Genomic DNA, 24,869 nt, shown 5'->3' on the forward strand with positions numbered 1-24,869 from the left:
GGACCATGACCACCTCCCCGCTCCGCCGCGCCCTGCGCGCCGTGAACCCGCGCCTCGTCGTCGTCTTCGCCGCGATCGCGCTCATCCCGCTGATCTACGCGGGACTGCTGACCTCGGCCAACCTCGATCCCACGCACCACCTCGACACGGTGCCCGCCGCGATCGTCAACGAGGACACCGGCGCGACCGCCTCGGACGGCTCCGCGCTCGCCCTCGGCGACGACCTGACCGAGCAGCTCACCACCGACACGTCCGGCTGGGACTTCGCCTGGACGGCGACCGGTGCCGACGAGGCGTCCCGCGAGCTCGCCTCCGGCGACGTCCTCGCCGTGCTGACGGTGCCGGCCGGCTTCTCGGCCGACGTCGCCTCTGTCGGTGGCGACGACCCCGCCGCGGCCGTGCAGGCGAAGCTGTCGATCGAGACGAACGACGCGGCCAACCTGATCGTCGGCAACATCGCCTCCACCATCGGCACCACCGTGACGAGGACGCTGGAGGAGAAGGTCGGCGCGACCTACCTCGAGAACGTCTACCTCGGCTTCACCGATGTGCACTCGAGCCTCGAGCAGGCGGCCGACGGCGCCGCTCAGCTGGCGGACGGCGCCGGGACCGCCGCGTCCGGCTCCTCCGAGCTGGTCGTCGGGCTCGCGCAGCTGCAGGACGGCACCGCGCAGCTGGCGACCGGCGCCGACTCCCTCCGCTCGGGCGCGGGGAGCGCGGCCTCCGGAGCGTCCGACCTCTCGTCGGGACTCCAGCGGATCGCGAGCGGGACCGGGCAGCTGCCCGACCAGGCGGCGGCGCTCGACACGGGAGCCCGCACGGTCGCCGACGGCGCCCAGCAGCTCGACGGCGGAGCGGCGTCGCTCGCCTCGGGCGCCACCGACCTCGCCGCGGGGACGTCGACCCTGAAGGACGGCGCGGTCTCGGCGGCATCCGGTGCCGCGGCGCTGGCCACCGGGTCCGCCTCCCTCTCCGACGGAGCGGGGAAGGCCCTCGCAGGAGCCCAGCAGCTCGCGACCGGCGCGGGAGCGCTCGCGACCGCCACTCCGCAACTCGCCATCGGAGCGACCGGAGTCGACTCCGGCCTCGCCTCCCTGCTCTCGCGGTACGACTCGCTGTCCGATGCCCAGCGCGTGGCCGAGCTGACCGCCCTCGAGCAGGGTGCGGCCGCTCTCGCGGGCGGAGCCGCCTCGGCGGACGCGGGCGCGCAGACGCTCGCCTCCGGTGCGACCGCGCTCGTCGGCGACGACGGCAGCGGACTGACGGCGCTCGCCGCCGGTGCCGCCACGGTCTCGAGCGGAGCCGCCGACCTCGCGACCGGCACCGCCGCTCTGTCCACCGGGGCGACCTCCGCCGCCGACGGCGCCCAGAAGCTGCAGACCGGTGCGCAGGCCCTCGCCCAGGGAGCTGCGACCCTCGACGGCGGAGCCGCGCAGGTCGCCGGCGGAGTGGACACCCTCTCCGGCGCGGTCGGCCCGCTCACCAGCGGGATCGCCTCCGCGGCCGCCGGCGCCTCCGACCTCGCCTCCGGGACGGCCGCCCTCGCGACGGGCGCGTCGGACCTCGCGGACGGCGCCGAGACCGCCGCGACCGGCTCGGCCGACGCGGCCACCGGTTCGCAGGAGCTCGCCGACGGGATCGACTCCCTCGCCTCCGGATCGCGCACCCTCGACACGAAGCTCTCGGACGGCGCGGACGACGTGCCCACCTACACCGGCGAGCAGGCGCAGGAGCTCAGCACCGTCGCGGCCGCCCCGGTCGGGATCGACGCCGAGCGGATGAACCGCGTGCCGTCCTACGGCTACGGCCTCGCCCCCTACTTCATGGCTCTCGCGCTCTGGGTCGGCGCGCTGGCCTTCTACCTGATGAGTGCCCCGCTCAGCTCCCGCCTCCTCGCCGCGCGCCGGCCCGCCTGGGTCATCGCGCTGCGCAGCTACCTGCCCGGCGCGCTGATGGCGGTCGCCCAGGGCGTCCTGGCCGCGCTCGTCATCCGCTTCGGAGCGGGCGTCGAGGCGTCGAACCTGCCCGGGCTGATCGGGATCGCCGTGCTCACGAGCCTCACCTTCGTGGCGATCAACCAGGCGCTGATCGCGCTGCTGGACGCCCCGGGCCGGTTCCTGGCGCTGCTGATGATCGTGCTGCAGCTGTCCTCGGCCGGAGGCACCTACCCGGTCGAGACCGCTCCCGCCTTCTTCCAGGCGATCCACGGAGTGCTGCCGCTGACCTGGACGGTGGAGGCGTTCCGCTCGCTGATCGCCGGCGGCAGCATCGGAGTCGCGCACGCGGTCCTGGTGCTCGTGCTCTGGCTGGTCGGGGCGCTCGCCGTGACCGTGCTGGCCGCCGCCCGCCGCCGCCGCGGCCTCGTGCCCGCCCTCCGCGACCCGGAGCCCCTCCTCGAGTCGGCCTGACCCGGGCCGGGCGGGCCCGGTCCGTCCGCGTCTGCCGCCCCTCGTCGCGGCACGCCCCGCCCGGACACCTTCGCCCCCCACCGAGACCGCAGTAGTCGTCGCTGTCGAGCTCGAGTGCGACAACTCCTGCGCTCTCGCGGCGCGCCCCGCTCGGACACCTTCGCCCCTCCCGAGACCGCAGTAGTCGTCGCTGTCGAGCTCGAGTGCGACAACTCCTGCGCTCTCGCGGCGCGCCCCGCTCGGACACCTTCGCCCCCCACCGAGACCGCAGTAGTTGTCGCTGTCGAGCTCGAGTGCGACAACTCCTGCGCTCTCGCGGCGCGTCCTGCTCGGACACCTTCGCCTCCTTCCCGAGACCGCAGTAGTCGTCGCTGTCGAGCTCGAGTGCGACAACTCCTGCGCTCTCGCGGCGCGTCCTGCCCGTGAGACTTCCGCCTCCACCCGCAAGGCAGAGGACGCGGACCGGGAAACGCGTGCCAGCGTTTCCCGGCAGTCCGACAGCACCCGCTCTGCGAAACGCACCCCGTCGCGAAGCCGACCGCGCGCGGGGATGCGGCCCGCCGCATCCCCGCCAGACGACACCGCCCGCGGCCGTTCGGCCCACGGCGAACGCGTGGGCGGCGCTCAGAGTGCGGGAGGTAGCCTGGCAGGCACAATCTCCTCGTCAGAAAGGCGCCGGGTGTCGCACCCGCAACAAGCATGAACGTGAAGCGCATCTTCCGGGGTCCCATCCTCTACGTCGTCCTGGCGATCGTCGCGGTGTGGATCGGCTCCTCGCTGATCACCATGTCCGGCTTCCGGCCGGTCACGACGCAGGAGGGTCTCGACCTCCTGAAGGACGGCAAGGTCGACTCGGCGAAGATCGTGGACGGCGAGCAGCGCGTCGATCTCACGCTCAAGCAGGCCGACGGCGACAACGGCACGCAGGTGCAGTTCTATTACGTGGCCCCTCGGGGCGCGGAGGTCGTCGACGCGGTGTCCGCGGCCGATCTCGGCAGCACCGGCTACAACGACGAGGTCCCGCAGACCAACTGGTTCCTCTCGGCTCTCGGCTTCCTGCTCCCCATCCTGCTGATCGGCGCGTTCTTCTGGCTGATGCTCTCGGGCATGCAGGGCGGCGGCAACCGCGTCATGCAGTTCGGCAAGTCGAAGGCGAAGCTCGTCTCGAAGGAGTCGCCCAAGGTCACGTTCGGCGATGTCGCCGGCGCCGACGAGGCGATCGAGGAGCTGCACGAGATCAAGGAGTTCCTCAAGGAGCCCGCGAAGTTCCAGGCCGTCGGCGCCCGCATCCCGAAGGGCGTCCTGCTCTACGGCCCTCCCGGCACCGGCAAGACCCTGCTGGCGCGCGCGGTCGCGGGCGAGGCGGGCGTCCCCTTCTACTCCATCTCCGGATCGGACTTCGTCGAGATGTTCGTCGGCGTCGGCGCGAGCCGTGTCCGCGACCTGTTCCAGCAGGCGAAGGAGAACTCGCCGGCCATCATCTTCGTCGACGAGATCGATGCCGTCGGCCGCCACCGCGGCGCCGGGATGGGCGGCGGTCACGACGAGCGCGAGCAGACCCTCAACCAGCTGCTGGTCGAGATGGACGGCTTCGACGTCAAGACGAACGTCATCCTGATCGCGGCGACGAACCGCCCCGACATCCTCGATCCCGCGCTGCTGCGTCCGGGCCGCTTCGACCGCCAGATCGGCGTCGACGCCCCCGACCTGCTCGGCCGCAAGCGGATCCTCGAGGTCCACGGCCGCGGCAAGCCGCTCGCCGGCGGAGTCGACCTCGAGGTCGTCGCCCGGAAGACCCCGGGCTTCACCGGCGCCGACCTGGCCAACGTCCTCAACGAGGCCGCGCTGCTCACCGCCCGCTCCAACGCGCAGCTGATCGACAACCGCGCGCTCGACGAGGCCATCGACCGCGTCATCGCGGGGCCGCAGCGCCGCACGCGGGTCATGCGCGACAAGGAGAAGCTGATCACCGCCTACCACGAGGGCGGACACGCTCTGGCGGCGGCGGCGATGCGCCACACCGACCCCGTGACCAAGGTCACGATCCTTCCGCGCGGTCGCGCCCTCGGCTACACGATGGTGCTCCCGCTGGAGGACAAGTACTCCACGACCCGCAACGAGCTCCTCGACCAGCTCACGTACGCGATGGGCGGCCGCGTCGCGGAGGAGATCGTCTTCCACGACCCCACGACCGGAGCGTCGAACGACATCGAGAAGGCGACCTCCATCGCGCGCAAGATGGTCACCGACTACGGCATGTCCGCGAACGTCGGAGCGGTCAAGCTCGGCCAGTCGTCGGGCGAGATGTTCCTCGGCCGCGACATGGGCCACCAGCGCGACTACTCCGAGCAGATCGCCGAGACGGTCGATGCCGAGACGCGCCAGCTCATCGAGCAGGCGCACGACGAGGCGTGGCAGGTCATCAACGACAACCGCGACATCCTCGACCGCCTCGCGATGGAGCTGCTCGAGAAGGAGACGCTCGACCACGACCAGCTGGCCGAGATCTTCAAGGACGTCCGCCGCATCGACGAGCGCCCGCAGTGGCTCTCGAGCGACAAGCGCCCCCTGTCCGACCTGCCGCCCATCGCGGTCCCGGTCGCCAAGGCGCCGATCGACTCGGGTGCGACGGACGGGGGAGTCTCCTCCGCCGGTGCGGACGAGGTCGCGCCGAAGCGTCCGCCGCTGATCAACCCGCGCCCCGCGACGGCGTAGCGCGCGCGTGCCCGTCGACAAGGCGCGCATCGAGGCGGCCGTCGCCGAGATCCTCGCGGCCATCGGGGACGACCCGGGCCGCGAGGGACTCCTCGACACGCCGCGGCGGTTCGCCGAGGCGTACGAGGAGTTCTTCGGCGGGTTCGACGACGACGCCGCGGCCCAGCTGACCGAGACGTTCGCGGTGGTGGAGGGCGGCCAGGAGTCGCCGCTCGACCAGACGGTGATCGTGCGCGACCTCGCCTTCCGCTCCGTCTGCGAGCACCACCTCCTGCCGTTCCTCGGCGTCGCGCACATCGCCTACCGGCCGCGCGAGCGGGTCGTCGGCCTCGGCCGGCTGCCGCGCGTGGTCGAGACGGTCGCGTCGCGACCGCAGATCCAGGAGCGGATGACCGAGCAGATCGCCGACGCGCTCGAGCAGGGCCTCGCTCCCGAGGGAGTGCTCGTCGTGGTCGACGCCGAGCACGGCTGCGTGCGGATGCGCGGGCCGCGCCAGACCGCGAGCTCGACCGTGACGGTCGCCGCACGCGGCTCCCTCGCCGACCCGGCCGCCCGCGCCGAGATCATCGCGCTGATCGGCGCCGCGCGGGGGGAGTGACGTGGCCACCACCGTCGCCGACCTCACGCCGACCGGCCGCGCCGCGCTCCTCGGGATCCTCAACGTCACTCCGGATTCGTTCAGCGACGGCGGACGCTGGCTGTCCGTCGACGACGCCGTCCGCCACGGCCTCGACCTGACCCGGCCCGCCGGGGACGGACCCGCCGCGTTCGGCGCGGACCTGGTCGACGTCGGCGGCGAGAGCACCCGCCCCGGTGCGGCGCGCGTCGACTCCGCCGCCGAGCAGGGCCGCGTGCTGCCCGTCGTCCGCGCCCTCGCCGCGGAGGGGGTGCGCGTCAGCATCGACACGATGAGCGCCGCCACAGCGGAGGCCGCTCTGGACGCGGGCGCCGTCGTCGTCAACGACGTCTCCGGCGGCCTCGCCGATCCGCGGATGCTCCCGCTCGTCGCCGAGCGCGGCGCCGTCTACATCGCGATGCACTGGCGCGGGCACAGCGCGGGCATGACCGCTCTCGCGTCCTACGGCGACGTGGTGGCGGACGTCCGCGGCGAGCTCGAGCGCCGCGTCGACGCCGCCCGTGAGGCCGGGATCCGTGACGACCGCCTCCTGCTCGACCCGGGCCTCGGCTTCGCGAAGGTCGGCGCGCATGACTGGGCGCTGCTGGCCGGCCTCGACGCGATCGTCTCGCTGGGCTTCCCGGTCCTGGTCGGCCACTCGCGCAAGCGGTTCCTCGCTCCGTTCGCCCCCGCCGGCGCCCCGGCCGCCGAGCGCGACGAGGTCTCCGCCATGCTGAGCCTCGTCGCAGCCGAGCACGGCGCCTGGGGCGTCCGGGTCCACGACGTCCGCTCGTCCGCCCGCGCCCTGGCCCTCGCCGCCCGACTCCAGGAGGAGACCCCGTGACCGCGATCGACCCCGCCGCCCTCGCCGTGCGCGACTCCATCACCCTCACCGGGCTGCGCGTGCGCGCGCACCACGGCGTCTTCGACTTCGAGCGCGAGAACGGCCAGGACTTCGTGATCGACGCGACGGTCTGGCTCGACACCGCGCCGGCGGCCGAGGGCGACGCGCTGGCCGAGACGGTGCACTACGGCGAGCTCGCGATCGCCCTGGCCGACGCGGTGACCCGCGACCCGGTCGACCTCATCGAGACTCTGGCCGAGCGCCTCGCCCGGGTCGCCCTGGGCTTCCCCGCCGCCGACGTCGTCCGCATCACCGTCCACAAGCCGGACGCGCCGATCCCGCTGCCCTTCGAGGACGTCGCCGTGCAGATCACGAGGACCCGCTCGTGAGGCCGCGGCAGGAGCGCGTCCGCCCGGTGCGCCACGTCGTGCTCGCGCTCGGCAGCAACCTCGGCGACCGCCTCGCGCACCTCGAGGAGGCGCTGCGGGCCCTCGCCACGACGCCGGGCCTGCGCATCGAGGCGGTGTCCAAGGTCGTCGAGTCGCCCGCGTGGAAGCCCGAGGGCGTCGACGAGGACGCGCCCGGCTACCTCAACGCGGTCGTGACCGGCTCGACCGTCCTCGAGCCCGACGACCTGCTCGCGGCGACGGCGGCGATCGAATCGGCCGGCGGCCGGATCCGCGGCGAGGGCGAGGAGCGCTGGGGCGACCGGACCCTCGACATCGACGTGATCGCGGTCGGCGGCGTGCTCCGCGACGACGCGCACCTGACCCTCCCGCACCCGCGGGCGGCCGAGCGGGCGTTCGTGCTCGAGCCGTGGCTCGACGTCGAGCCGGCGGCGGTCCTTCCCGGGGCCGGACCCGTGGCCGAGCTGCGCGCACGGGCGACCGACCGCGTGACCGACCACCCGGCCGGGCTGATCTGGCCGGGGCGCGACTCCGCCCGCGGCAGCACCGCCGATCCCGAGAGCAGGACTCCGTGAGGCGCACCCGCATCAGCACCCTGCTCGGACTCGGCCTCGCCGGGGCCGTCGCGGGGTTCCTCCTCGACCTCGCGATCGCCGCCGCCGGCCGCCCCGTGCTCATCCCGCCGCTGACGGTTCCGCTGACCCTGATCGTGGTCGCGGCCCTCGTGCTCGGCTTCGCCGTCCCGATCCACCGCGCCACGAAGGGCACGCTGCACCGGCCCATCGATCCGTTCCGGGCGATGCGCGTCGTGGTGCTGGCGAAGGCGTCCAGCCACGTCGGTGCTCTGCTGCTCGGAGCCTCCGGCGGCATCCTGGTGTACCTGCTGAGCCGTGCGATCCCTTCGCTAGGCTCCGTGTGGCAGGACGTCGCGACCATCGTGGGTGCGCTCGTCCTGCTGGTGGCCGGCCTGGTCGCCGAGCACCTGTGCACCATCCCGCCGAGCGACGACGACGACACCGCCGTCGGCGAGGTGAACCACGCCTGACGCCGACGCCCGGACCGCCGCGGGCAGTGAGGACGACGCCATGCCCGCCGAGCCCGAGGACGCGTCGCCGACGACCCGCCGCGACGCGAGGGGACGCCGGCGGGACCGCCTCGACATCACGGGGGAGTGGCGCCGCGTCTCGCCCCGGTACGTCGCGGTCGAGATCGTGTCGGCCGTCGTGTCGAGCGTGCTGCTGCTCGCCGTGCCCGTGGTGCTGATGCTGATCGGCCTGCCGTGGGGCTGGATCCCGCTGGCCGCCGCGGCCGCCCTCGCGGTGACCCTCCTGATCGTGGCCCCGCGCCGTGCGCGCGCCTACGGCTACCTCCTGCGCCAGGACGACCTCCTCTTCCGCCGCGGCATCATGTTCCAGCGCTTCGTGTCGGTGCCGTACGGGCGGATGCAGCTCATCGACGTCAACCGCGGGCCGCTCGCCCGGGCGCTCGGCCTCGCCGACCTCCGCTTCGTCACCGCCGCCGCGGCGACCGGCGTCAGCATCCCGGGCCTGGCCGAGCAGGACGCGGAGGAGCTCCGCGACCGCCTGGTCGAGCTCGCCGAGTCGCGCCGGGCCGGCCTGTGACCGAGCTCCGCGCCGTCGAGACGGACCTCGCCGACGGGGAGTGGCACCGCCTCCATCCCGCGACCCCGGTCCTCAAGGGCGGGATCGGCCTGCTGGTCGTCCTCGGCATCGTGATCACGAACCTCCGCGAGCGCCTGGTCGAGCTGTTCCTGCCCGGGCCTGAGGGGTACGAGAGCGGCGATCCGGTCGACGAGCTGCTGCGTCGCGGTCTCGTCGGCTGGGCGCTGCTGGCGGTCGCGGTGGGCCTGGCGGTCGCCGTCTTCGCGTTCTGGCTGTCCTGGCGGATGCACACCTTCCGCATCACGGACGAGCTCGTCGAGGTGCGCTCCGGCGTGCTCTTCCGGACCAACCGGCGGGCGCGGCTGGACCGCATCCAGGGCATCGCGGTGCAGCGTCCGCTGTTCGCGCGGCTGTTCGGGGCCGCGAAGCTCGAGGTGAGCGTGGCCGGGCAGGACGCGAACGTCCAGCTGTCGTACCTCGGCTCGCGGCTGGTGGACGCCCTGCGTCGCGACATCCTGCGGCTCGCCTCCGGGGTGCGCGAGCGGGAGGCGACGGTCGACGGTGCGGCTCCGGCGGGCGGGTTCCTGGCGCGCCGGCTGGAGGAGTTCGGCGAGCCTCAGGACGAGACGCCGCCCGAGTCGGTCGTCTCGATCCCGGCGGGCCGACTCCTCGGCTCGCTCGTCTTCAGCGGCTTCACGCTGTTCCTGGCCGCCTCGGTCGTCGCCGTGGTGTTCGTCGCCGTCTACGGCTCGCCCTACGTGCTCTTCGCGATCCTGCCGGGCCTGATCGGCTCGGGCAGCTACTACGTCCGCCAGTTCGTGCGCTCGCTCCGGTACTCGATCGCCGCGACGCCCGACGGAGTGCGGGTCGGCTACGGCGTGCTCTCGACCAGCAGCGACACGATCCCGCCCGGCCGGATCCACGCCGTCGAGATCACGCAGCCGCTGCTCTGGCGCCCCTTCGGCTGGTGGCAGGTGCGGATCGACCGCGCCGGACACGCGGCCTCCCGCGGGGCGAACGGCGAGCCGAACACCACGATCCTGCCCGTGGGCGACCTCGCCGCGGTCGAGCGCGTCCTCGCCCTCCTGCTGCCCGGACCGGCCGAGGGAGCGGAGTCGACGCCCGTCGGCGACGCGCTCCGGCACCGCGACGCGGCCGGCTTCACCCGGGCGCCGCGCTCGGCGGTGTGGCTCCGCCCCTTCTCGTTCCGGAGGACCGGGTACCGGCTGACGGACGAGGTCGCGATCCTGCGCAGCGGAGCGGTCTGGCGGCGGGTCGCCGTGGTGCCCCTGGCGCGGATGCAGAGCGTCGGGGTCCAGCAGGGACCGCTCCAGCGCCTGCTCGGGCTGGCCTCGGCGCGGGTGCACACGGTGGCCGGCCCCGTCACTCCGCTCGTGCCGGTGATGAGCGCAGCCGACGGACTCGCCTTCTTCGAGAGCCTCGCGACGGCCGGAGTGCGGGCCGCCGACCGCGACGCGAGCCACCAGTGGGGGCGGCGGGCGGCCGCACCCGCCCTGCCCGACTGGCCCGCTCCGGAGGGGGAGCCGCATGCCTGAGAACCGCCGCGACGGACGCCTGGGCGTCGGCGTGATCGGTGCCGGACGCGTGGGCCCGGTGCTCGGTGCCGCGCTCGCCGGGGCCGGCCACGCCGTGATCGGTATCGCCACCACCAGCGAGAGCGGCCGCGAGCGCGCCGACGCGCTGCTCCCCGGAGTCCCCGTGCTCGCGATCCCCGAGCTCGTCGAGCGCAGCGAGCTGGTGATCGTCGCCGTCCCCGGGAGCGAGATCGCCGCCCTCGTCGCGGGGCTCGCCGCGACCGGAGCGTGGCAGCCCGGCCAGCTGGTGCTGCACACGGCGCCTGAGCACGGCTACGGGGTGCTCGCTCCGGCGCTCGCCTCCGGGGTCATCCCCCTGGCAGTCCACCCGGCGATGGCCTTCAGCGGCACCAGCCTCGACCTGGCGCGCCTCGCCGAGACCTACTTCGCCGTGTCGGCACCGGGCCCGGTGCTGCCGATCGCGCAGGCGCTGGTGGTCGAGATGGGCGGGGAGCCGGTCACCGTGGCGGAGTCGGACCGCGCCGCCTACGCGGAGGCCGTCTCGACCGCCACGACCTTCTCGACCGCGATCGTCGACCAGGCGGCGGGACTGCTGGCGGGCATCGGCGTCGAGAAGCCGGGCTTCTTCCTCTCCAGCCTCGTCCGCTCCTCCGTCGACGACGCCCTGCGCCGCGCGGCGGGCTGACGGGCGGCGCCGCTCGAGACGCCGCTCCCCGGGCCGGACGCCGCTCGGGAGGCGGCGCCTCGCGGAGGAGCGCGGCGTCCCGGTGCCGAGGGCCCCGGCGGCCGCGGGCCCGCCGGTAGCATCGTCGGGTGATCAGCACCGTCCACCGCATCGGCGACCTCCGCGAGCGGCTGCAGGAGGCGCGGCGGGCCGGTCGGCGCATCGCGCTCGTGCCGACGATGGGCGCCCTGCACGCCGGGCACCTCGCCCTCGTCGAGCGGGCTCGCGAGCTGGCCGACGTCGTCGTCGTGTCGGTGTTCGTGAATCCGCTGCAGTTCGGCCCGTCCGAGGACCTGGACCGCTACCCGCGCGACCTCGAGGGCGACACCGCCCTGCTCGACGCGGCCGGGGCCGACCTCCTCTTCGCTCCGGGAGTCGCCGAGATGTACCCCGACGGGCCGTCCTCCACGAGGGTCGTCGCGGGCGAGGTCGGCGGCCTCTACGAGGGGCGCGCGCGGCCGGGGCACTTCGACGGGATGCTCACCGTCGTCGCCAAGCTCCTGAGCATCGCCCAGCCGGACGTCGCGGTCTTCGGGCAGAAGGACGCGCAGCAGCTGTTCCTCGTGTGCCGCATGGTCCGCGACCTCGACCTGCCCGTGGAGATCGAGGGCGTCGGCATCGTGCGGGAGGAGGACGGGCTCGCCCGCTCCAGCCGCAACCGCTACCTCGACGAGGAGCAACGCCGCGCGGGCCTCGTGCTGCCGCGCCTCCTCGCGGCCGCCGCGGAAGCCGCGGACCGCGGTGCCGCCGCGGCGATCGAGGCCGCCGAGGCCGTCGCGCACGCCGAGCCGCTCGTTAAGCTGGACTACCTCGTCGTCGTGGATCCCGCGACGCTCCTCCCGGTCGACGCCGACCACCGCGGCCCGGCACTCGTGCTCGTCGCCGCGATCGTCGGCACCACCCGCCTCCTCGACAACGCCCCGATCCTGCTCGCCTGATCGCGGCCGTCCGCCCCGAACCGAAAGCACCGCGACCCCTCATGGCCGACACCCCCGACGTCCCCGAGTCCACGACCCCCGCCGCCGAGCAGTCCGACTCCGAGCAGGCCGCCGCCGAGCGGGCCGCGCAGCAGGAGGCCTCCGAGCAGAAGGCCGTCCGCCTCGCCAAGCGCGAGCGCCTGCTCGAGCTCGCGGGCGACGACCTCGGCGCCGGCGCCTACCCCGTCGCGGTCGGAGTCACCGACAAAATCGCGGCCGTCCGGGCGCGACACGAGGGCATCGAGCCGGACGTGAAGACCGGCGAGCGCGTCGGCCTCGCGGGCCGCGTGGTGTTCCAGCGCAACACGGGCAAGCTCTGCTTCGCGACGCTGCAGGCCGGCGACGGCGAGCGGATCCAGGCCATGGTCTCGCTCGGCGACGTGGGCGAGGAGTCGCTGGCGGCGTGGAAGGAGCTCGTCGACCTGGGCGACCACCTCTTCGTCGAGGGCGAGGTCGTCTCGAGCAAGCGCGGCGAGCTGAGCGTGTGGGTGTCGCAGTGGACGATCGCCGCGAAGGCGATCCTGCCGCTGCCGAACCTGCACAACGAGCTCGGCGACGAGACCCGGATGCGCCAGCGCTACCTCGACCTGATCGTGCGCCCCCAGGCCCGCGAGACGGTCGTCACCCGCGCCCGGGTGAACGCCTCCCTCCGCGACACCTTCGCCTCGCACGAGTTCCTCGAGGTCGAGACCCCGATGCTGCAGGTGATGCACGGCGGCGCGTCCGCCCGCCCCTTCGCCACGCACTCCAACGCGTTCGACACCGAGCTGTACCTGCGCATCGCGCCCGAGCTGTACCTCAAGCGCGCCGTCGTCGGCGGCATCGACCGGGTCTTCGAGATCAACCGCAACTTCCGCAACGAGGGCGCCGACTCCACCCACTCGCCCGAGTTCGCGATGCTCGAGGCGTACCAGGCGTACGGCGACTACACCTCGATCGCCGCCCTCACCCAGGAGCTGATCCAGAACGCGGCGCAGGCCGTCGCGGGCTCGCACGTGGTCACCTGGGCCGACGGCACCGAGTTCGACCTCGGGGGGCAGTGGGACCGCATCTCGATGTACGAGAGCCTGTCTGTAGCTCTTCGCGAGGGCTACGTCGGTGGAAACAGCGAAGGCAACGAGTGGAATTACGCCGCTCCGCCGCCCGAGGAAATCACCCCCGAGACTCCTCTTGCCGTTCTGAAATCGATTGCAGATGCATTCGGCATCGAGGTGCACGTCCCCACGCACGGCAAGTACGTCGAGGAGCTGTGGGAGCACTTCGTGAAGGGCGGCCTGACGCGTCCGACCTTCGTGATGGACTTCCCCGTCGACACCTCGCCGCTCGTGCGCGCGCACCGCAGCATCCCGGGCGTCGTCGAGAAGTGGGACCTCTACGTCCGCGGCTTCGAGCTGGCCACCGGCTACTCCGAGCTGATCGACCCCGTCGTGCAGCGCGAGCGCTTCGTCGAGCAGGCCCGCCAGGCCGCCGCGGGCGACGACGAGGCGATGCGCCTGGACGAGGACTTCCTCCGCGCCCTCGAGCACGGCATGCCCCCCACCGGCGGCATGGGCATGGGCATCGACCGCCTCCTGATGGCGATCACCGGGCTCGGGATCCGCGAGACGATCCTGTTCCCGCTCGTCAAGTAGGGTCGCAGGAGCCGAGGGGGAGACATGGTCAGGGCATCGAGCATCGTCGCGGCCGTCGCGGCGGGCGTCCTCACGATCGCGCAGTTCGGTGTGGGGACCGCGGTCGCCGCGAGCGTCCTCACCTCCTCCGGCGACGTCGGCACCGCGCTGGCCGACCGGCGGGCGGCCGAGGCGTTCACGCCCGACCCCACGATCGCCGGCTTCGCGGAGCGGACCGCCATGTCCGACCGCGGCCGCGCCCTCTACTACGCGTCGAGCCCGTCGGTCGAGCCGACCGCCGGCTTCAACGACCTCTGCGGCTACGGCGCCTCCGACGACATCGTCCTCGGCTGCTACACCGGCACCAGCATCTACATCTCGGACGTCGCCAATCCCGACCTCGACGGGATCCGCGACGTGACGGCGGCCCACGAGATGCTGCACGCCGCGTGGGTGCGGCTCGACGCGGAGGAGCAGGCCGAGCTGGGCGACGAGCTCGAGGCCGCGTACGAGACCCTCCCGCAGGACGGCACGATCGCCGAGCGCCTCGAGCTGTACCGCACCGGCGGCCTCGGCGAGCGCGTCAACGAGCTGCACTCGATCCTGGGGACCGAGGTGGCCGACCTGCCGCCGGCGCTCGAAGCGCACTACGCCGAGTTCTTCGACGACCGCTCGGTCGTCGTGGGCTTGAACGCCCGCTACGAGGCGGTCTTCACCGATCTCGAGAACCGCATCGAGGACCTGGTCTCCCGGATCGAGACGATGTACGCCGACCTCACGGCGCGGGTCGACGCGAACAACGCCGAGTACGACGCGCTCAACGTCGAGATCGACGACTTCAACTCGCGCGCCGACAGCGGCGACTTCGGATCGACGGCCGAGTTCGAGACGGAGCGCGCCGATCTGCTCGCCCGCAGCCAGGCCGTCGACGCCACCCGCGCCGCCATCGACGCGGACATCGCTGTGTACGACGGCCTGCGCTCGGAGCTGGAGGGCCTCAACTCCGATGCCGCGGCGCTGAACAAGTCGGTCGAGAGCCAGTAGCGCCCAGCGCCCGCGAAGGCCGCTGGGCGCACGGGCCTCCGGGCTCACGGCTCCCGCGCCGGTGCCGCGGGTAGGATCGCCGCATGGACTGGGAGCTGTGGAACCAGGGGCTGTGGGCCCTCGTGCCGACGATCACGGTCGGAGCCATCTTCTGGTTCGTGATGCGCGCCCTCATCCGCTCGGACCGCAACGAGCGCCGCGCGTACGACCGCATCGAGGCCCGCGAGCGCGAGCGCCGCGGCCTGCCTCCCCGCGACGCCTCCTGACCACCGCCGCCGCGCGGGTGCCTTCCACGCCCGCTGAGCGGCTCCGCACGATGAACGAGGAGGCGCGGTGCCCGCACCCGACTGGGCCGTGATCCTCCCGATCGCGGCCGTCGTCGTCGAGCTCGTGGTCCGCGTGATCGCCGTGATCGTCGTGCCGCGGAACCGTCGTCCGACCACCGGCCTCGCCTGGCTGATGGCGATCTTCCTCATCCCGTACGTCGGCATCCTGCTGTTCCTCTTCATCGGGAGCTACCGGCTGCCGCGCAAGCGCCGCCGGAAGCAGCAGGAGATCAACCGGTTCATCCTGGAGTCGACCGACGGCATCGACCGCGTCGCCCGGGAGCACCCGTGGCCGCAGTGGCTGGAGTCGGTGGTCACCCTCAACCGCAACCTCGGCGCGATGCCGCTGGTCGGCGGGAACGATGCGCGCCTCCAGGGCGACTACGAGCAGACCATCCGCGCGATGGCCGCCGAGATCGACCGCGCCCGCCGGTACGTGCACTGCGAGTTCTACATCCTCGCCGCCGACTCGACCACCGCGCCCTTCTTCGACGCGCTCGACCGCGCGGTGGCGCGCGGGGTGCGGGTGCGGATCCTCCTCGACCACATCGCGTCGATCCGCGTGCCCGGCTACTACAGCGGCACCCATCGCCGGCTGCGCGCCCTCGAGCGGGCGGGCGCCTCGTGGTCGTACATGCTCCCCGTGCGGCCGTGGCGCGGGCAGTACCAGCGGCCGGACCTGCGCAACCACCGCAAGCTGCTGATCGTCGACGGCAACGCGGCCTTCATGGGCTCGCAGAACGTCGTCGACTCCAGCTACAACAAGCGCGGCAACATCCGCCGCGGCCTGCACTGGCACGACCTGATGGTGCGCCTCGAGGGGCCGGTGGTGCAGGGCATCAACGCCATCTTCATCACCGACTGGTACAGCGAGACCGACGAGCTGCTCCTGCGGGAGTCGGAGCCGATGGAGGCGCTGCAGCAGCGCGACACCATCGACTGCCAGGTGGTGCCGAGCGGCCCGGGGTTCGAGGGCGAGAACAACCTGCGCCTGTTCCTGACGCTGCTCTACTCGGCGCAGAAGTCGATCATCATCACCAGCCCGTACTTCGTGCCCGACGAGGCGATGCTCTACGCGATCACGACGGCGACCCGGCGGGGCGTGCACGTGGAGCTCTTCGTCTCCGAGATCGGCGACCAGGCCGTGGTCTACCACGCCCAGCGCTCGTACTACGAGACGCTGCTGACCGCGGGCGTGCGCATCTGGATGTACCGCAAGCCGACCATCCTGCACGCGAAGCACTTCACGATCGACGACGACGTCGCCGTGATCGGCTCGAGCAACATGGACATGCGCTCCTTCACGCTCAACCTCGAGGTCTCGCTGATGGTGCGCGGCTCGGAGTTCGTCGAGGACCTGCGCCAGGTGCAGCAGGACTACCGCGAGCACTCCCGCGAGCTGACCCTCCGCGAGTGGCGGCAGCAGCCGCTCCGCTCGACCCTGCTCGACAACCTGGCGCGGCTCACCTCGGCGCTGCAGTAGCGCGGCTCCCGTCCGCCCGCAGGCGGAGGATGCGCGGCCCCGGCTCGTCGCGCAAGGCCCTGTGCGGGCCGCCGCGCCCCGCGTAGCGTCGGAGCGTCCTCAGCACCATCCGGTTCCGCCTGCCCGGCGCCGGGTTCGAGAAGGGAACGGACATGACGGCATCCCGTACGACGCGCATCCTCATCCTCGGCGGCGGCTACGTCGGCCTGTACACGGCCTGGGGCCTCGAGAAGAGACGGGGGGAGGCGCCGATCGACGTCACCGTCGTCGAGCCGAACCCCTACATGACCTACCAGCCGCTGCTGCCCGAGGTCGCCGGCGGCCACGTCCAGCCGCGCCACGTCACGGTGCCGCTGGTCTCCGCGCTCAAGCGCACCCGCGTGATCCGCGGCGCGATCACCGGCGTGAGCCTCGCCGAGCGCAGCGCCACCGTCGCCGCGATGGACGGCTCCACCCGCACGATCGAGTTCGACCAGGTCGTCTTCGCGCTCGGAGCCGTCACCCGCACCTTCCCCACGCCGGGTCTCGCCGAGCACGGCATCGGCTTCAAGACGGTGGAGGAGGCGGCGCACCTGCGCGACCGCGTCATCGAGAACATCGCGAAGGCGGCGCTCACCACCGATCCCGCCGAGCGTCGGCGCCTGCTCACCTTCGTCTTCGTCGGCGGCGGCTACACCGGCGTCGAGGCGCTGAGCGAGCTGCTCGACCTCAGCCGCAAGACGCTCGCCGCGCAGCCCTCGCTCTCGATGGGCGACGTCACCTGGCACCTCGTCGAGGCGTTGGACCGGGTCGCCCCCGAGGTCGGTCCCGAGCTCTCGAAGTGGACGCTCGACCACCTCCGCTCGCGCGGCGTGCACGTGCACCTGAAGACGACGATGCCCTCCTGCGAGGACGGCGTCGTGGAGCTCTCCTCCGGCGAGCGCATCCCGACGGCCACGATCGTGTGGACCGCCGGCGTGAAGCCGAACCCGATCCTCGACGCGACCGATGCGCCCCGCGGGCCGAAGGGCCACGTCATGGCGGATGCGCGCCTGCGGGTCATCCGCGAGGACGGCGAGCCGGTGGGCGGCGCCTGGGCGGCCGGCGACGGCGCGCAGGTGCCGGATCTCACCAGCGAGAAGCAGCCCGCGTACTACCCGCCGAACGCGCAGAACGCGGTTCGGCAGGCCAAGCTCCTGGCGCGCAACATCATCGCCGACCTCACCGGAGGCACCGTGGAGGAGTACCGCCACGCCTCCGTCGGGACCGTCGCCGAGTACGGCATCGGCAAGGGCGCGGGCCTGATCAAGGGCGTGAAGCTGCGCGGCCTCCCCGCCTGGCTCGCCCACCGCGCCTACCACGGAGCGGCGATGCCGACCCTGGACCGCAAGTGGCGGATCATCACGGGCTGGCTCGTCGACGCCGTCACTCCGCGCGACCTCTCGCCGATGAGCGCGCTGCAGGATCCGCGCCGCGCCTTCCGCGAGACGGCCGAGGCCACCGATCGCGAGGCCGCGGCGAAGGCCGCCGCGAAGAAGGAGTCGGACGCGTCCTGACGCGCCGGTGAGAGCGCGGGAGTCGCGGTGGTCGAGCGGGATCATCGCGACTCCCGCGCTCCCGAGTCGTGGGCCCCGCCTCGGAGCGCCTCGGCCTGACGGTCTCGGCTCAGGCCCGGCGGCGCGGCTTGAGGCGCACGGTCGGCAGCACGGGCGCGGGGAGCGCGCGTCCGCCGTACCCGTCGACGGTGCCGAACGGTCCCGCGGGATCCGCCCCGGCGATCACGTCGGACTGCCAGCGCTCGCGGGCGGACGCCACGTCGTCGTGGCTGCGGCCGACGAAGTTCCACCACATCACCAGCTCCTCGGCGAACGGCTCGCCGCCGAGCAGCACCACGCGGGCTCCAGCGTCCCCGGCGGCCAGCACCAGGTGCGAGCGGCCGGGCGTCAGGTAGGCGAGGTCCGAGCGCGGGACGTCCGCGCCCTCGACCGCCACGGGGCCGGCGTCGACGAGCACGCCGTACTCCCACGACTCCTCGACCGGCAGCTCGACCCGGGCACCCGGCTCGAGGTCGATCTGGGCGGCGACCAGCGGAGTGAAGGTGCTCGCGGGCACCGACGCGCCCAGCATCCCTCCGACGAAGACGCGCACCAGCGCGCCGGGCAGCTCCACCGGCACGCCGCGGTGGTGCTCGAAGAACGGATCGACGAGCCGCGCCTCCTCGGGCAGCGCGACCCAGAGCTGCACCCCGTGCAGAACGGGCGCGCCCCCGGTCGAGACCTCCGAGTGCGAGATGCCGCGTCCGGCCGTCATCAGGTTGAGCTCGCCCGGGCGCACCACGGCGAGGCTGCCGACGCTGTCGCGGTGCTCGATCTCGCCCTCGAAGAGCCAGCTCACGGTCTGCAGGCCGGTGTGCGGGTGCGGCGGGACGTCCATCCCGGCCTCCTCGCCGAGCCGCACCGGGCCGTAGTGGTCGGCGAAGCACCATGCGCCGATGGTCGAGCGCGAGCGCTGGGGGAGGGTGCGGCGCACCTCGATCGCGCGCGGACCGCCGAGCGGGACGAGCCGTGCCTCCAGGATCTCGACCGCGCCGGGCTCGCGAGGGACCGGCTCCGCGGCGACGGGGAGCTCGTCGGGATGCTCCTCCAGGTTGCTCATGCGGGAAGTGTATGCCTTCGCATGGACCGGTGGACGGGACCGCCGCCCGCACCCCTCCCGGATCGCGTGCACGCCCAGGGCGAACAGGCCTGCTCACCGGGGGGAGCGCTGGTTACAGTCGACGTATCGGAGCCCACCCCTGCGGGTTCTGTAGGGAGTGACAGCATGTTCGAGAGATTCACCGATCGCGCGCGGCGCGTCGTCGTCCTGGCCCAGGAAGAGGCCAAGATGCTCAATCACAACTACATCGGCACGGAGCACATCCTGCTCGGCCTGATCCACGAGGGCGAGGGAGTGGCCGCGAAGGCGCTCGAGTCCCTCGGGATCTCGCTCGACGCTGTGCGCGAGCAGGTGCAGGACATCATCGGCCAGGGGCAGCAGCAGCCGACCGGCCACATCCCCTTCACGCCTCGGGCGAAGAAGGTCCTCGAGCTGTCCCTGCGCGAAGCGCTGCAGCTCGGCCACAACTACATCGGGACCGAGCACATCCTGCTCGGCCTCATCCGCGAGGGCGAGGGCGTCGCCGCTCAGGTGCTGGTCAAGCTCGGTGCCGACCTGAACCGCGTGCGCCAGCAGGTCATTCAGCTGCTCTCGGGCTACCAGGGCAAGGAGCAGGTCGCCGTGGGCGGTGAGCAGCAGCAGCCTCAAGGGGGATCGCAGATCCTCGACCAGTTCGGACGCAACCTCACCCAGGCGGCGCGCGACAACAAGCTCGACCCGGTCATCGGGCGCGAGAAGGAGATCGAGCGGGTCATGCAGATCCTCTCCCGCCGCTCCAAGAACAACCCCGTCCTGATCGGCGAGCCCGGCGTCGGCAAGACCGCCGTCGTCGAGGGCCTCGCCCAGGCGATCGTGCGCGGCGACGTGCCCGAGACGCTGAAGGACAAGCAGCTCTACACGCTCGACCTCGGCTCGCTCATCGCCGGATCCCGCTACCGCGGTGACTTCGAGGAGCGCCTGAAGAAGGTCACGAAGGAGATCCGCACCCGCGGCGACATCATCACCTTCATCGACGAGATCCACACCCTCGTCGGCGCAGGGGCTGCTGAGGGCGCGATCGACGCCGCCTCGATCCTCAAGCCGCTGCTCGCCCGCGGCGAGCTGCAGACCATCGGCGCGACCACGCTCGACGAGTACCGCAAGCACTTCGAGAAGGACGCCGCTCTCGAGCGCCGCTTCCAGCCGATCCAGGTCGCGGAGCCGTCGCTGCCCCACACGATCAACATCCTCAAGGGGCTGCGCGACCGCTACGAGGCGCACCACAAGGTGTCCATCACCGACGGCGCGATCGTCTCGGCGGCCAATCTGGCCGACCGCTACATCAGCGACCGCTTCCTCCCCGACAAGGCGATCGACCTGATCGACGAGGCCGGCGCACGCCTGCGCCTCTCGATCCTCTCGGCGCCGCCGGAGCTGCGCGACTTCGACGACCGCATCGCCGTGGTCCGCTCCGCCAAGGAGGCCGCGATCGAGGACCAGGACTTCGAGAAGGCCGCGTCGCTCCGCGACGAGGAGAAGCAGCTGCTCGGTGAGCGCCTGCGCCTCGAGAAGCAGTGGAAGTCGGGCGACGTCAAGGCCACCGGCGTGGTCGACGAGGGCCTGATCGCCGAGGTCCTCGCCCAGGCGACGGGCATCCCGGTCTTCAAGCTCACCGAGGAGGAGTCCTCGCGGCTCGTCTTCATGGAGAAGGCCCTCCACCAGCGCGTCATCGGCCAGGAGGAGGCCATCGCGGCCCTCTCGCGGACGATCCGCCGCACTCGCGCGGGCCTCAAGGACCCCAAGCGCCCCTCGGGCTCGTTCATCTTCGCCGGCCCCACGGGCGTCGGGAAGACCGAGCTGGCCAAGGCGCTCGCCGAGTTCCTCTTCGACGACGAGAACGCGATGATCTCGCTCGACATGTCGGAGTACGGCGAGAAGCACACCGTCTCGCGGCTGTTCGGCGCCCCTCCCGGGTTCGTCGGCTTCGAGGAGGGCGGCCAGCTCACCGAGAAGGTGCGCCGCAAGCCGTTCAGCGTGGTCCTCTTCGACGAGATCGAGAAGGCGCACCCGGACATCTTCAACTCGCTCCTCCAGATCCTGGAGGAGGGTCGACTGACCGACGGCCAGGGCCGTGTCGTCGACTTCAAGAACACCGTCATCATCATGACCACCAACCTCGGTGCTCGTGACATCGCCGGTGGTCCCGTCGGGTTCCAGATCGAGGGCGACAACGCCACCGGCTACGACCGCATGCGCGGCAAGGTCAACGAGGAGCTCAAGAAGCACTTCAAGCCCGAGTTCCTCAACCGCGTGGACGACGTCATCGTCTTCCCGCAGCTGTCGAAGCCCGAGCTGCTCCAGATCGTCGACCTCTTCATCAAGCGCCTGGGCGACCGTCTGCTCGACCGTGACATGACGGTGGAGCTGACGCAGCCGGCCAAGGAGCGCCTGATCGAGGTCGGGTTCGACCCGGCCCTCGGTGCGCGCCCCCTGCGCCGCGCGATCCAGCGCGAGATCGAGGACCAGCTGTCCGAGCGGATCCTGCACGGCGAGCTCGGCGCCGGAGACCACATCCACGTGGACTTCGCCGACAACAAGTTCGTCTTCACCACGACCCCGCGTCTGATCTCGATCAGCGCCGGCGCGTCCACCGGAGCAGCCACGGCCGGCCCGGCGACGCCCGACCTGATGTCGTAGCAGGCTGCCGAACGACCCCGTGCCCGTCCCCTCTCGCGAGGGGGCGGGCACGTCGTCGTCCGGGGGTGGGCGCCTGCTCGCAGGATCCCGCGCCCGGTGCGGCCTAGGCTTGTCGAATGGCCGATTGGAAGTACCCGGTGCGCCGCGCGCGCACGAGCGATGTCCCCTTCATCCAGGAGCTCAGCGAGCCGCTCGTGAACGAGCGCATCCTCCTGGGCAAGGACCGCGTGGTGCTCTACGGCGCCGTGCAGGAGTTCCGCATCGCCGAGGACGGCCACGGGACGGCGATCGGCTGCGGTGCGCTGCATGTGATGTGGGACGACATCGCGGAGGTGCGCACCCTCGCGGTCGCGCAGGACTGGCTCGGGAGGGGTGTGGGCCACCACATCCTGGAGCGCCTCGAGAACGACGCGCGCGAGCTCGGCCTGAAGCGCCTGTTCTGCCTCACCTTCGAGGTCGACTTCTTCGCCCGCCACGGCTTCGAGCCGATCGGCGAGAAGGTCGTCGACCCCGAGGTCTACGCCGAGCTGCTCCGCTCTCCCGACGAGGGAGTCGCCGAGTTCCTCGACCTCGCCCGGGTGAAGCCGAACACGCTCGGCAACACCCGCATGCTGAAGACGCTCTGACCGCCGCCACGTCGTAGCCTGTCCCGGTGACTCCGCCGCCCCGCCGCCTGCCCTCCCGGGTCTACCGGCGACGCCGCGCCGGAGTGCTGCTCGCGCTGGTCGTCATCGTCGCGGGCCTGGCGGTGGTGCTGTCGCTGCTCCCGCGGATGACCGGCTCCGACGCCGCGTCGAGCCCCACGCCGACCGTCGTGCTGCCGACGCTCTACCCGACCACCTCGCCCGGTGCGACGCCCGGCGCCGCACCCGCCTGCACGGCCGACTCCGTCGCCGTCACCGCGGTCACGGACGCCACGAGCTACGCGCCCGGCGAGGATCCGCAGCTCTCGCTCTCGCTGGCCAACATCTCGAGCACCGACTGCGTGATCGACGCGGGCACGAGCAAGCAGGTCTTCACGATCACGAGCGGCTCCGAGCAGATCTGGACCTCCACGGACTGCCAGACCGGCGCGGCCGATCTGCCGGTGCTCCTCCAGGCGGGCCGCTCGGTGATGGGCAGCGCGCTGACGTGGGACCGCACCCGCTCCTCCGCCGACACCTGCTCCGGCGGACGCGAGGCGGTCGAGGCGGGCGGCGCCGCCTACAACCTGTCGGTGTCGGTCGCCGGCATCCCCTCGGGCTCGCCCACGCAGTTCCTGCTCCAGTAGTCCGCCCGGGGGACGTGCCGGGCGTGCGTCGGCGCGTAGCATCGCAGGCATGTGGGGGCTGCTCGGCACGATCCTGTCCGCCTCGACCGGCCGCGCGGGGGTGGTCGCGCGGCGCGCGGCGGCCGTGGCCCTCGCGGTCCCGCTGCTGGTCGGCGGAGCGGCGGCGCAGGCCGTGGCGGCTCCGCACCCTGTCGCGGCTCCGCAGCCCGTCGCGGGTGTCGTGCGCGCGGATGTGGACGGCTTCCGGTTCTCGGAGTACTCGGCCGACTTCCGCCTCGACCGCGACGAGGAGGGCCGCTCGACGCTGACCACCGTCGAGACCTTCGTCGCCGAGTTCCCGCCGTCGCAGAACCGCGGCATGCAGCGCGCGATCCCGCTCGACTACGAGGGGCACCCGACCGACGTCGACCTGGTGTCCGTCACCGACGGCGACGGGGCGGCGCGGCCGGTCGACACCGAGCGCGAGGACGGCTTCCTCCTGGTCACCAGCGCAGCGGACGAGTTCGTCAGCGGCAGCCAGACCTATGTCTTCACCTACACGCAGCACAACACGACCCTGCCTGGATCCGGCACGCGCAGCGGCGAGGACGAGTTCTACTGGGACGTCAACGGCACGGGCTGGCGCCAGTCCTTCGACCGCTACGACGTGCGCGTCGAGCTCGCCGGTTCGCTGGCCTCCGCCGCGACGGGGACCGTCAGCTGCTACCGGGGGCCGGAGGGCTCGACGACGCCCTGTCCGATCGGCCGCGACGGCGCGGTCGTCACGGCATCGGGGGAGTCGCTGGCTCCGGGGGAGAACGTGACCGTGGCGATCGGCTTCGCTCCCGGGACCTTCACGCCGCGCGACGACCGCTACCTCGCCTCCGGCTGGTCCTGGGTGCAGCTGGGCGGCCTCGCCGCGGTCCTGATCGGCCTCGCGCTCGCCGTGCGCCGCCGCCGGACCGTGCTCCGCGACGCTCCCGGCCGCCCGACCGTCGTCGCCGAGTACGACCCGCCCGCGGAGGGGCTGTTCCTCTCCGCCGCGCTGCTGCGGAAGACGTCGAAGGCCCCCGCGGCCGGACTCCTGGACGCCGCCGTCCGCGGTCTCGTGCGCATCGAGGAGACGGGGGAGGGGCGGAAGCAGGAGTACGCCGTGCGGGTGCTCGACCCCGCGACGACGCCGACGCGACGCGCGGGACGCCCGCGGCCCCTCGCCTCCGACGACCGCGAGTTCCTCGACATCGCCCTCGGCCGGGTGCCGGGGACGGTGCGTGAGCTCTCCGGCAAGGACAAGGAGTTCGGCAAGGCAGTCGGACAGTTCCGGACCGCGCTGGGCAACCGGGTGACCGAGGCGGGACTGAAGAAGGCCGGGACGATCGGCGGCAGCGTGCTCGTGATCGTCCCGCTGCTGCTGGGTGTCATGGCCGCCTTCCTGGGCGCGATCCTCCTGATGACCCGCTCCTTCGGCGGAGCGCTCCCGCTCGTGCTGATGCTGGTCGCGATCGTCGCGGCCGTCGTCGGGACGATCCTGGTCTCGAGGGTGCCGCTGACGGCCGCGGGTGCGGAGCTGCGCGACCATCTGCGCGGGCTCGAGCTGTACATCCGCCTGGCCGAGGCCGACCGGATCGCGATGCTGCAGTCGCCCCGCGGGGCGGATCGGCGCACGGTCGGACCGGTCGAGGTGGTCGAGGTGACGGAGCGCCTGCTGCCGTGGGCCGTGCTCTTCGGTCTCGAGAAGGAGTGGTCGGCGGAGCTCGCGTCGGCCTACGAGCGCACCGGCGAGGAGCCGGTCTGGTACTCCGGACCGAACGGCTTCCACGCGGCGGCCTTCGCCGGCAGCGTGTCCTCGTTCTCGTCGTCGACGTCGAGCTACGTCGGATCCTCGTCGAGCTCCTCGAGCGGCGGCCGGGAGCGTCGCGGAGCACGGTCCGGCGGCGGCGCACGGCGAGCGCGAGGCCGATCAGGACCGCGGCGAGGC

The 24,869-nt window shown here is 72.7% G+C and carries 21 protein-coding genes; 20 read left to right on the forward strand and 1 reads right to left on the reverse strand.

Annotated elements, in window-relative coordinates; all coding sequences use genetic code 11:
• Window positions 1-5 precede the first annotated feature (5 nt).
• The 16 genes from C5C50_RS04765 to C5C50_RS04840 all read left to right on the forward strand — a co-directional run bounded on the left by C5C50_RS04765 (window position 6) and on the right by C5C50_RS04840 (window position 17,867).
• Complete coding sequence (locus C5C50_RS04765) at window positions 6-2,408, forward strand: YhgE/Pip domain-containing protein (protein ID WP_104272971.1); 2,403 nt, start codon at window positions 6-8, stop codon at window positions 2,406-2,408.
• 699 nt (window positions 2,409-3,107) lie between these two features.
• Window positions 3,108-5,123 carry an ATP-dependent zinc metalloprotease FtsH gene (gene ftsH / locus C5C50_RS04770; protein WP_104224104.1) on the forward strand — a complete coding sequence of 672 codons (2,016 nt, stop codon included), beginning with the start codon at window positions 3,108-3,110 and terminating at the stop codon, window positions 5,121-5,123.
• A gap of 7 nt (window positions 5,124-5,130) precedes the next feature.
• On the forward strand, window positions 5,131-5,721 hold the full coding sequence (gene folE / locus C5C50_RS04775; RefSeq protein ID WP_104224103.1) for a GTP cyclohydrolase I FolE: 591 nt from the start codon (window positions 5,131-5,133) through the stop codon (window positions 5,719-5,721).
• A 1-nt stretch (window position 5,722) separates the two neighbouring features.
• The gene (gene folP / locus C5C50_RS04780; RefSeq protein ID WP_104226011.1) at window positions 5,723-6,583 is read left to right on the forward strand and encodes a dihydropteroate synthase; all 861 of its coding nucleotides are present in this window, start codon (window positions 5,723-5,725) and stop codon (window positions 6,581-6,583) included.
• Entirely contained in the window at window positions 6,580-6,972 is a 393-nt protein-coding gene (gene folB, locus C5C50_RS04785; RefSeq protein ID WP_258067659.1) for a dihydroneopterin aldolase, read from the forward strand. Before folP ends, folB begins: the two co-directional genes overlap by 4 nt.
• Window positions 6,969-7,565: a 2-amino-4-hydroxy-6-hydroxymethyldihydropteridine diphosphokinase gene (gene folK, locus C5C50_RS04790; protein WP_104272972.1), complete on the forward strand. Its 597-nt coding sequence runs from the start codon at window positions 6,969-6,971 to the stop codon at window positions 7,563-7,565. Before folB ends, folK begins: the two co-directional genes overlap by 4 nt.
• Window positions 7,562-8,035, forward strand: coding sequence for a DUF3180 domain-containing protein (locus C5C50_RS04795; protein WP_104248065.1), 474 nt, complete (start codon window positions 7,562-7,564; stop codon window positions 8,033-8,035). Before folK ends, C5C50_RS04795 begins: the two co-directional genes overlap by 4 nt.
• Before the next feature lie 40 nt (window positions 8,036-8,075).
• Window positions 8,076-8,612 carry a PH domain-containing protein gene (locus tag C5C50_RS04800; RefSeq protein ID WP_104234302.1) on the forward strand — a complete coding sequence of 179 codons (537 nt, stop codon included), beginning with the start codon at window positions 8,076-8,078 and terminating at the stop codon, window positions 8,610-8,612.
• Complete coding sequence (locus C5C50_RS04805) at window positions 8,609-10,168, forward strand: PH domain-containing protein (RefSeq protein ID WP_104272973.1); 1,560 nt, start codon at window positions 8,609-8,611, stop codon at window positions 10,166-10,168. The genes C5C50_RS04800 and C5C50_RS04805 overlap by 4 nt, the downstream gene beginning before the upstream one ends.
• Complete coding sequence (locus C5C50_RS04810) at window positions 10,161-10,853, forward strand: Rossmann-like and DUF2520 domain-containing protein (RefSeq protein WP_104224097.1); 693 nt, start codon at window positions 10,161-10,163, stop codon at window positions 10,851-10,853. The genes C5C50_RS04805 and C5C50_RS04810 overlap by 8 nt, the downstream gene beginning before the upstream one ends.
• 128 nt (window positions 10,854-10,981) lie before the next feature.
• Window positions 10,982-11,830, forward strand: coding sequence for a pantoate--beta-alanine ligase (panC, locus tag C5C50_RS04815; RefSeq protein WP_104272974.1), 849 nt, complete (start codon window positions 10,982-10,984; stop codon window positions 11,828-11,830).
• A 41-nt stretch (window positions 11,831-11,871) separates the two neighbouring features.
• Window positions 11,872-13,500: a lysine--tRNA ligase gene (lysS, locus tag C5C50_RS04820; RefSeq protein WP_104272975.1), complete on the forward strand. Its 1,629-nt coding sequence runs from the start codon at window positions 11,872-11,874 to the stop codon at window positions 13,498-13,500.
• Window positions 13,501-13,524: 24 nt separating this feature from the next.
• Entirely contained in the window at window positions 13,525-14,523 is a 999-nt protein-coding gene (locus C5C50_RS16875) for a hypothetical protein (protein WP_104255539.1), read from the forward strand.
• An 83-nt stretch (window positions 14,524-14,606) separates the two neighbouring features.
• Window positions 14,607-14,789 (forward strand): hypothetical protein, encoded by a 183-nt coding sequence (locus C5C50_RS04830; RefSeq protein WP_104224094.1) that lies wholly within the window; start codon window positions 14,607-14,609, stop codon window positions 14,787-14,789.
• A gap of 67 nt (window positions 14,790-14,856) precedes the next feature.
• Complete coding sequence (cls, locus tag C5C50_RS04835) at window positions 14,857-16,332, forward strand: cardiolipin synthase (protein WP_104224093.1); 1,476 nt, start codon at window positions 14,857-14,859, stop codon at window positions 16,330-16,332.
• Between the two features lie 152 nt (window positions 16,333-16,484).
• Entirely contained in the window at window positions 16,485-17,867 is a 1,383-nt protein-coding gene (locus tag C5C50_RS04840; RefSeq protein WP_104272976.1) for an NAD(P)/FAD-dependent oxidoreductase, read from the forward strand.
• A 109-nt stretch (window positions 17,868-17,976) separates the two neighbouring features.
• Here C5C50_RS04840 and C5C50_RS04845 read toward each other — a convergent pair whose 3' ends face one another.
• Window positions 17,977-18,966, reverse strand: coding sequence for a pirin family protein (locus tag C5C50_RS04845; RefSeq protein WP_104255541.1), 990 nt, complete (start codon window positions 18,964-18,966; stop codon window positions 17,977-17,979).
• A gap of 165 nt (window positions 18,967-19,131) precedes the next feature.
• Between C5C50_RS04845 and C5C50_RS04850 the strand changes: the two genes are divergently transcribed.
• The 4 genes from C5C50_RS04850 to C5C50_RS04865 form a co-directional block, all read left to right on the forward strand.
• The gene (locus C5C50_RS04850; RefSeq protein ID WP_104224090.1) at window positions 19,132-21,642 is read left to right on the forward strand and encodes an ATP-dependent Clp protease ATP-binding subunit; all 2,511 of its coding nucleotides are present in this window, start codon (window positions 19,132-19,134) and stop codon (window positions 21,640-21,642) included.
• Between the two features lie 116 nt (window positions 21,643-21,758).
• A complete protein-coding gene (locus C5C50_RS04855; protein WP_104224089.1) occupies window positions 21,759-22,268 on the forward strand; it encodes an amino-acid N-acetyltransferase in 510 nt (169 codons plus the stop codon).
• Window positions 22,269-22,294: 26 nt separating this feature from the next.
• On the forward strand, window positions 22,295-22,912 hold the full coding sequence (locus C5C50_RS04860) for a hypothetical protein (RefSeq protein ID WP_104226002.1): 618 nt from the start codon (window positions 22,295-22,297) through the stop codon (window positions 22,910-22,912).
• Window positions 22,913-22,961: 49 nt separating this feature from the next.
• Window positions 22,962-24,869, forward strand: a 1,908-nt coding sequence (locus C5C50_RS04865) for a DUF2207 domain-containing protein (RefSeq protein WP_104272977.1), incomplete at its 3' end; no start/stop codon positions are given.

Source organism: Rathayibacter sp. AY1D9, assembly GCF_002932395.1.
Classification (GTDB): domain Bacteria; phylum Actinomycetota; class Actinomycetes; order Actinomycetales; family Microbacteriaceae; genus Rathayibacter.

Coding starts and splice junctions, on each gene's coding strand:
- lysS (WP_104272975.1), top strand. CDS start 11,872: ATGGCCGACACCCCCGACGTCCCCGAGTCCACGACCCCCGCCGCCGAG.
- C5C50_RS16875 (WP_104255539.1), top strand. CDS start 13,525: ATGGTCAGGGCATCGAGCATCGTCGCGGCCGTCGCGGCGGGCGTCCTC.
- C5C50_RS04845 (WP_104255541.1), bottom strand. CDS start 18,966: ATGAGCAACCTGGAGGAGCATCCCGACGAGCTCCCCGTCGCCGCGGAG.
- C5C50_RS04800 (WP_104234302.1), top strand. CDS start 8,076: ATGCCCGCCGAGCCCGAGGACGCGTCGCCGACGACCCGCCGCGACGCG.
- C5C50_RS04850 (WP_104224090.1), top strand. CDS start 19,132: ATGTTCGAGAGATTCACCGATCGCGCGCGGCGCGTCGTCGTCCTGGCC.
- C5C50_RS04765 (WP_104272971.1), top strand. CDS start 6: ATGACCACCTCCCCGCTCCGCCGCGCCCTGCGCGCCGTGAACCCGCGC.
- C5C50_RS04840 (WP_104272976.1), top strand. CDS start 16,485: ATGACGGCATCCCGTACGACGCGCATCCTCATCCTCGGCGGCGGCTAC.
- C5C50_RS04855 (WP_104224089.1), top strand. CDS start 21,759: ATGGCCGATTGGAAGTACCCGGTGCGCCGCGCGCGCACGAGCGATGTC.
- C5C50_RS04810 (WP_104224097.1), top strand. CDS start 10,161: ATGCCTGAGAACCGCCGCGACGGACGCCTGGGCGTCGGCGTGATCGGT.
- C5C50_RS04830 (WP_104224094.1), top strand. CDS start 14,607: ATGGACTGGGAGCTGTGGAACCAGGGGCTGTGGGCCCTCGTGCCGACG.
- ftsH (WP_104224104.1), top strand. CDS start 3,108: ATGAACGTGAAGCGCATCTTCCGGGGTCCCATCCTCTACGTCGTCCTG.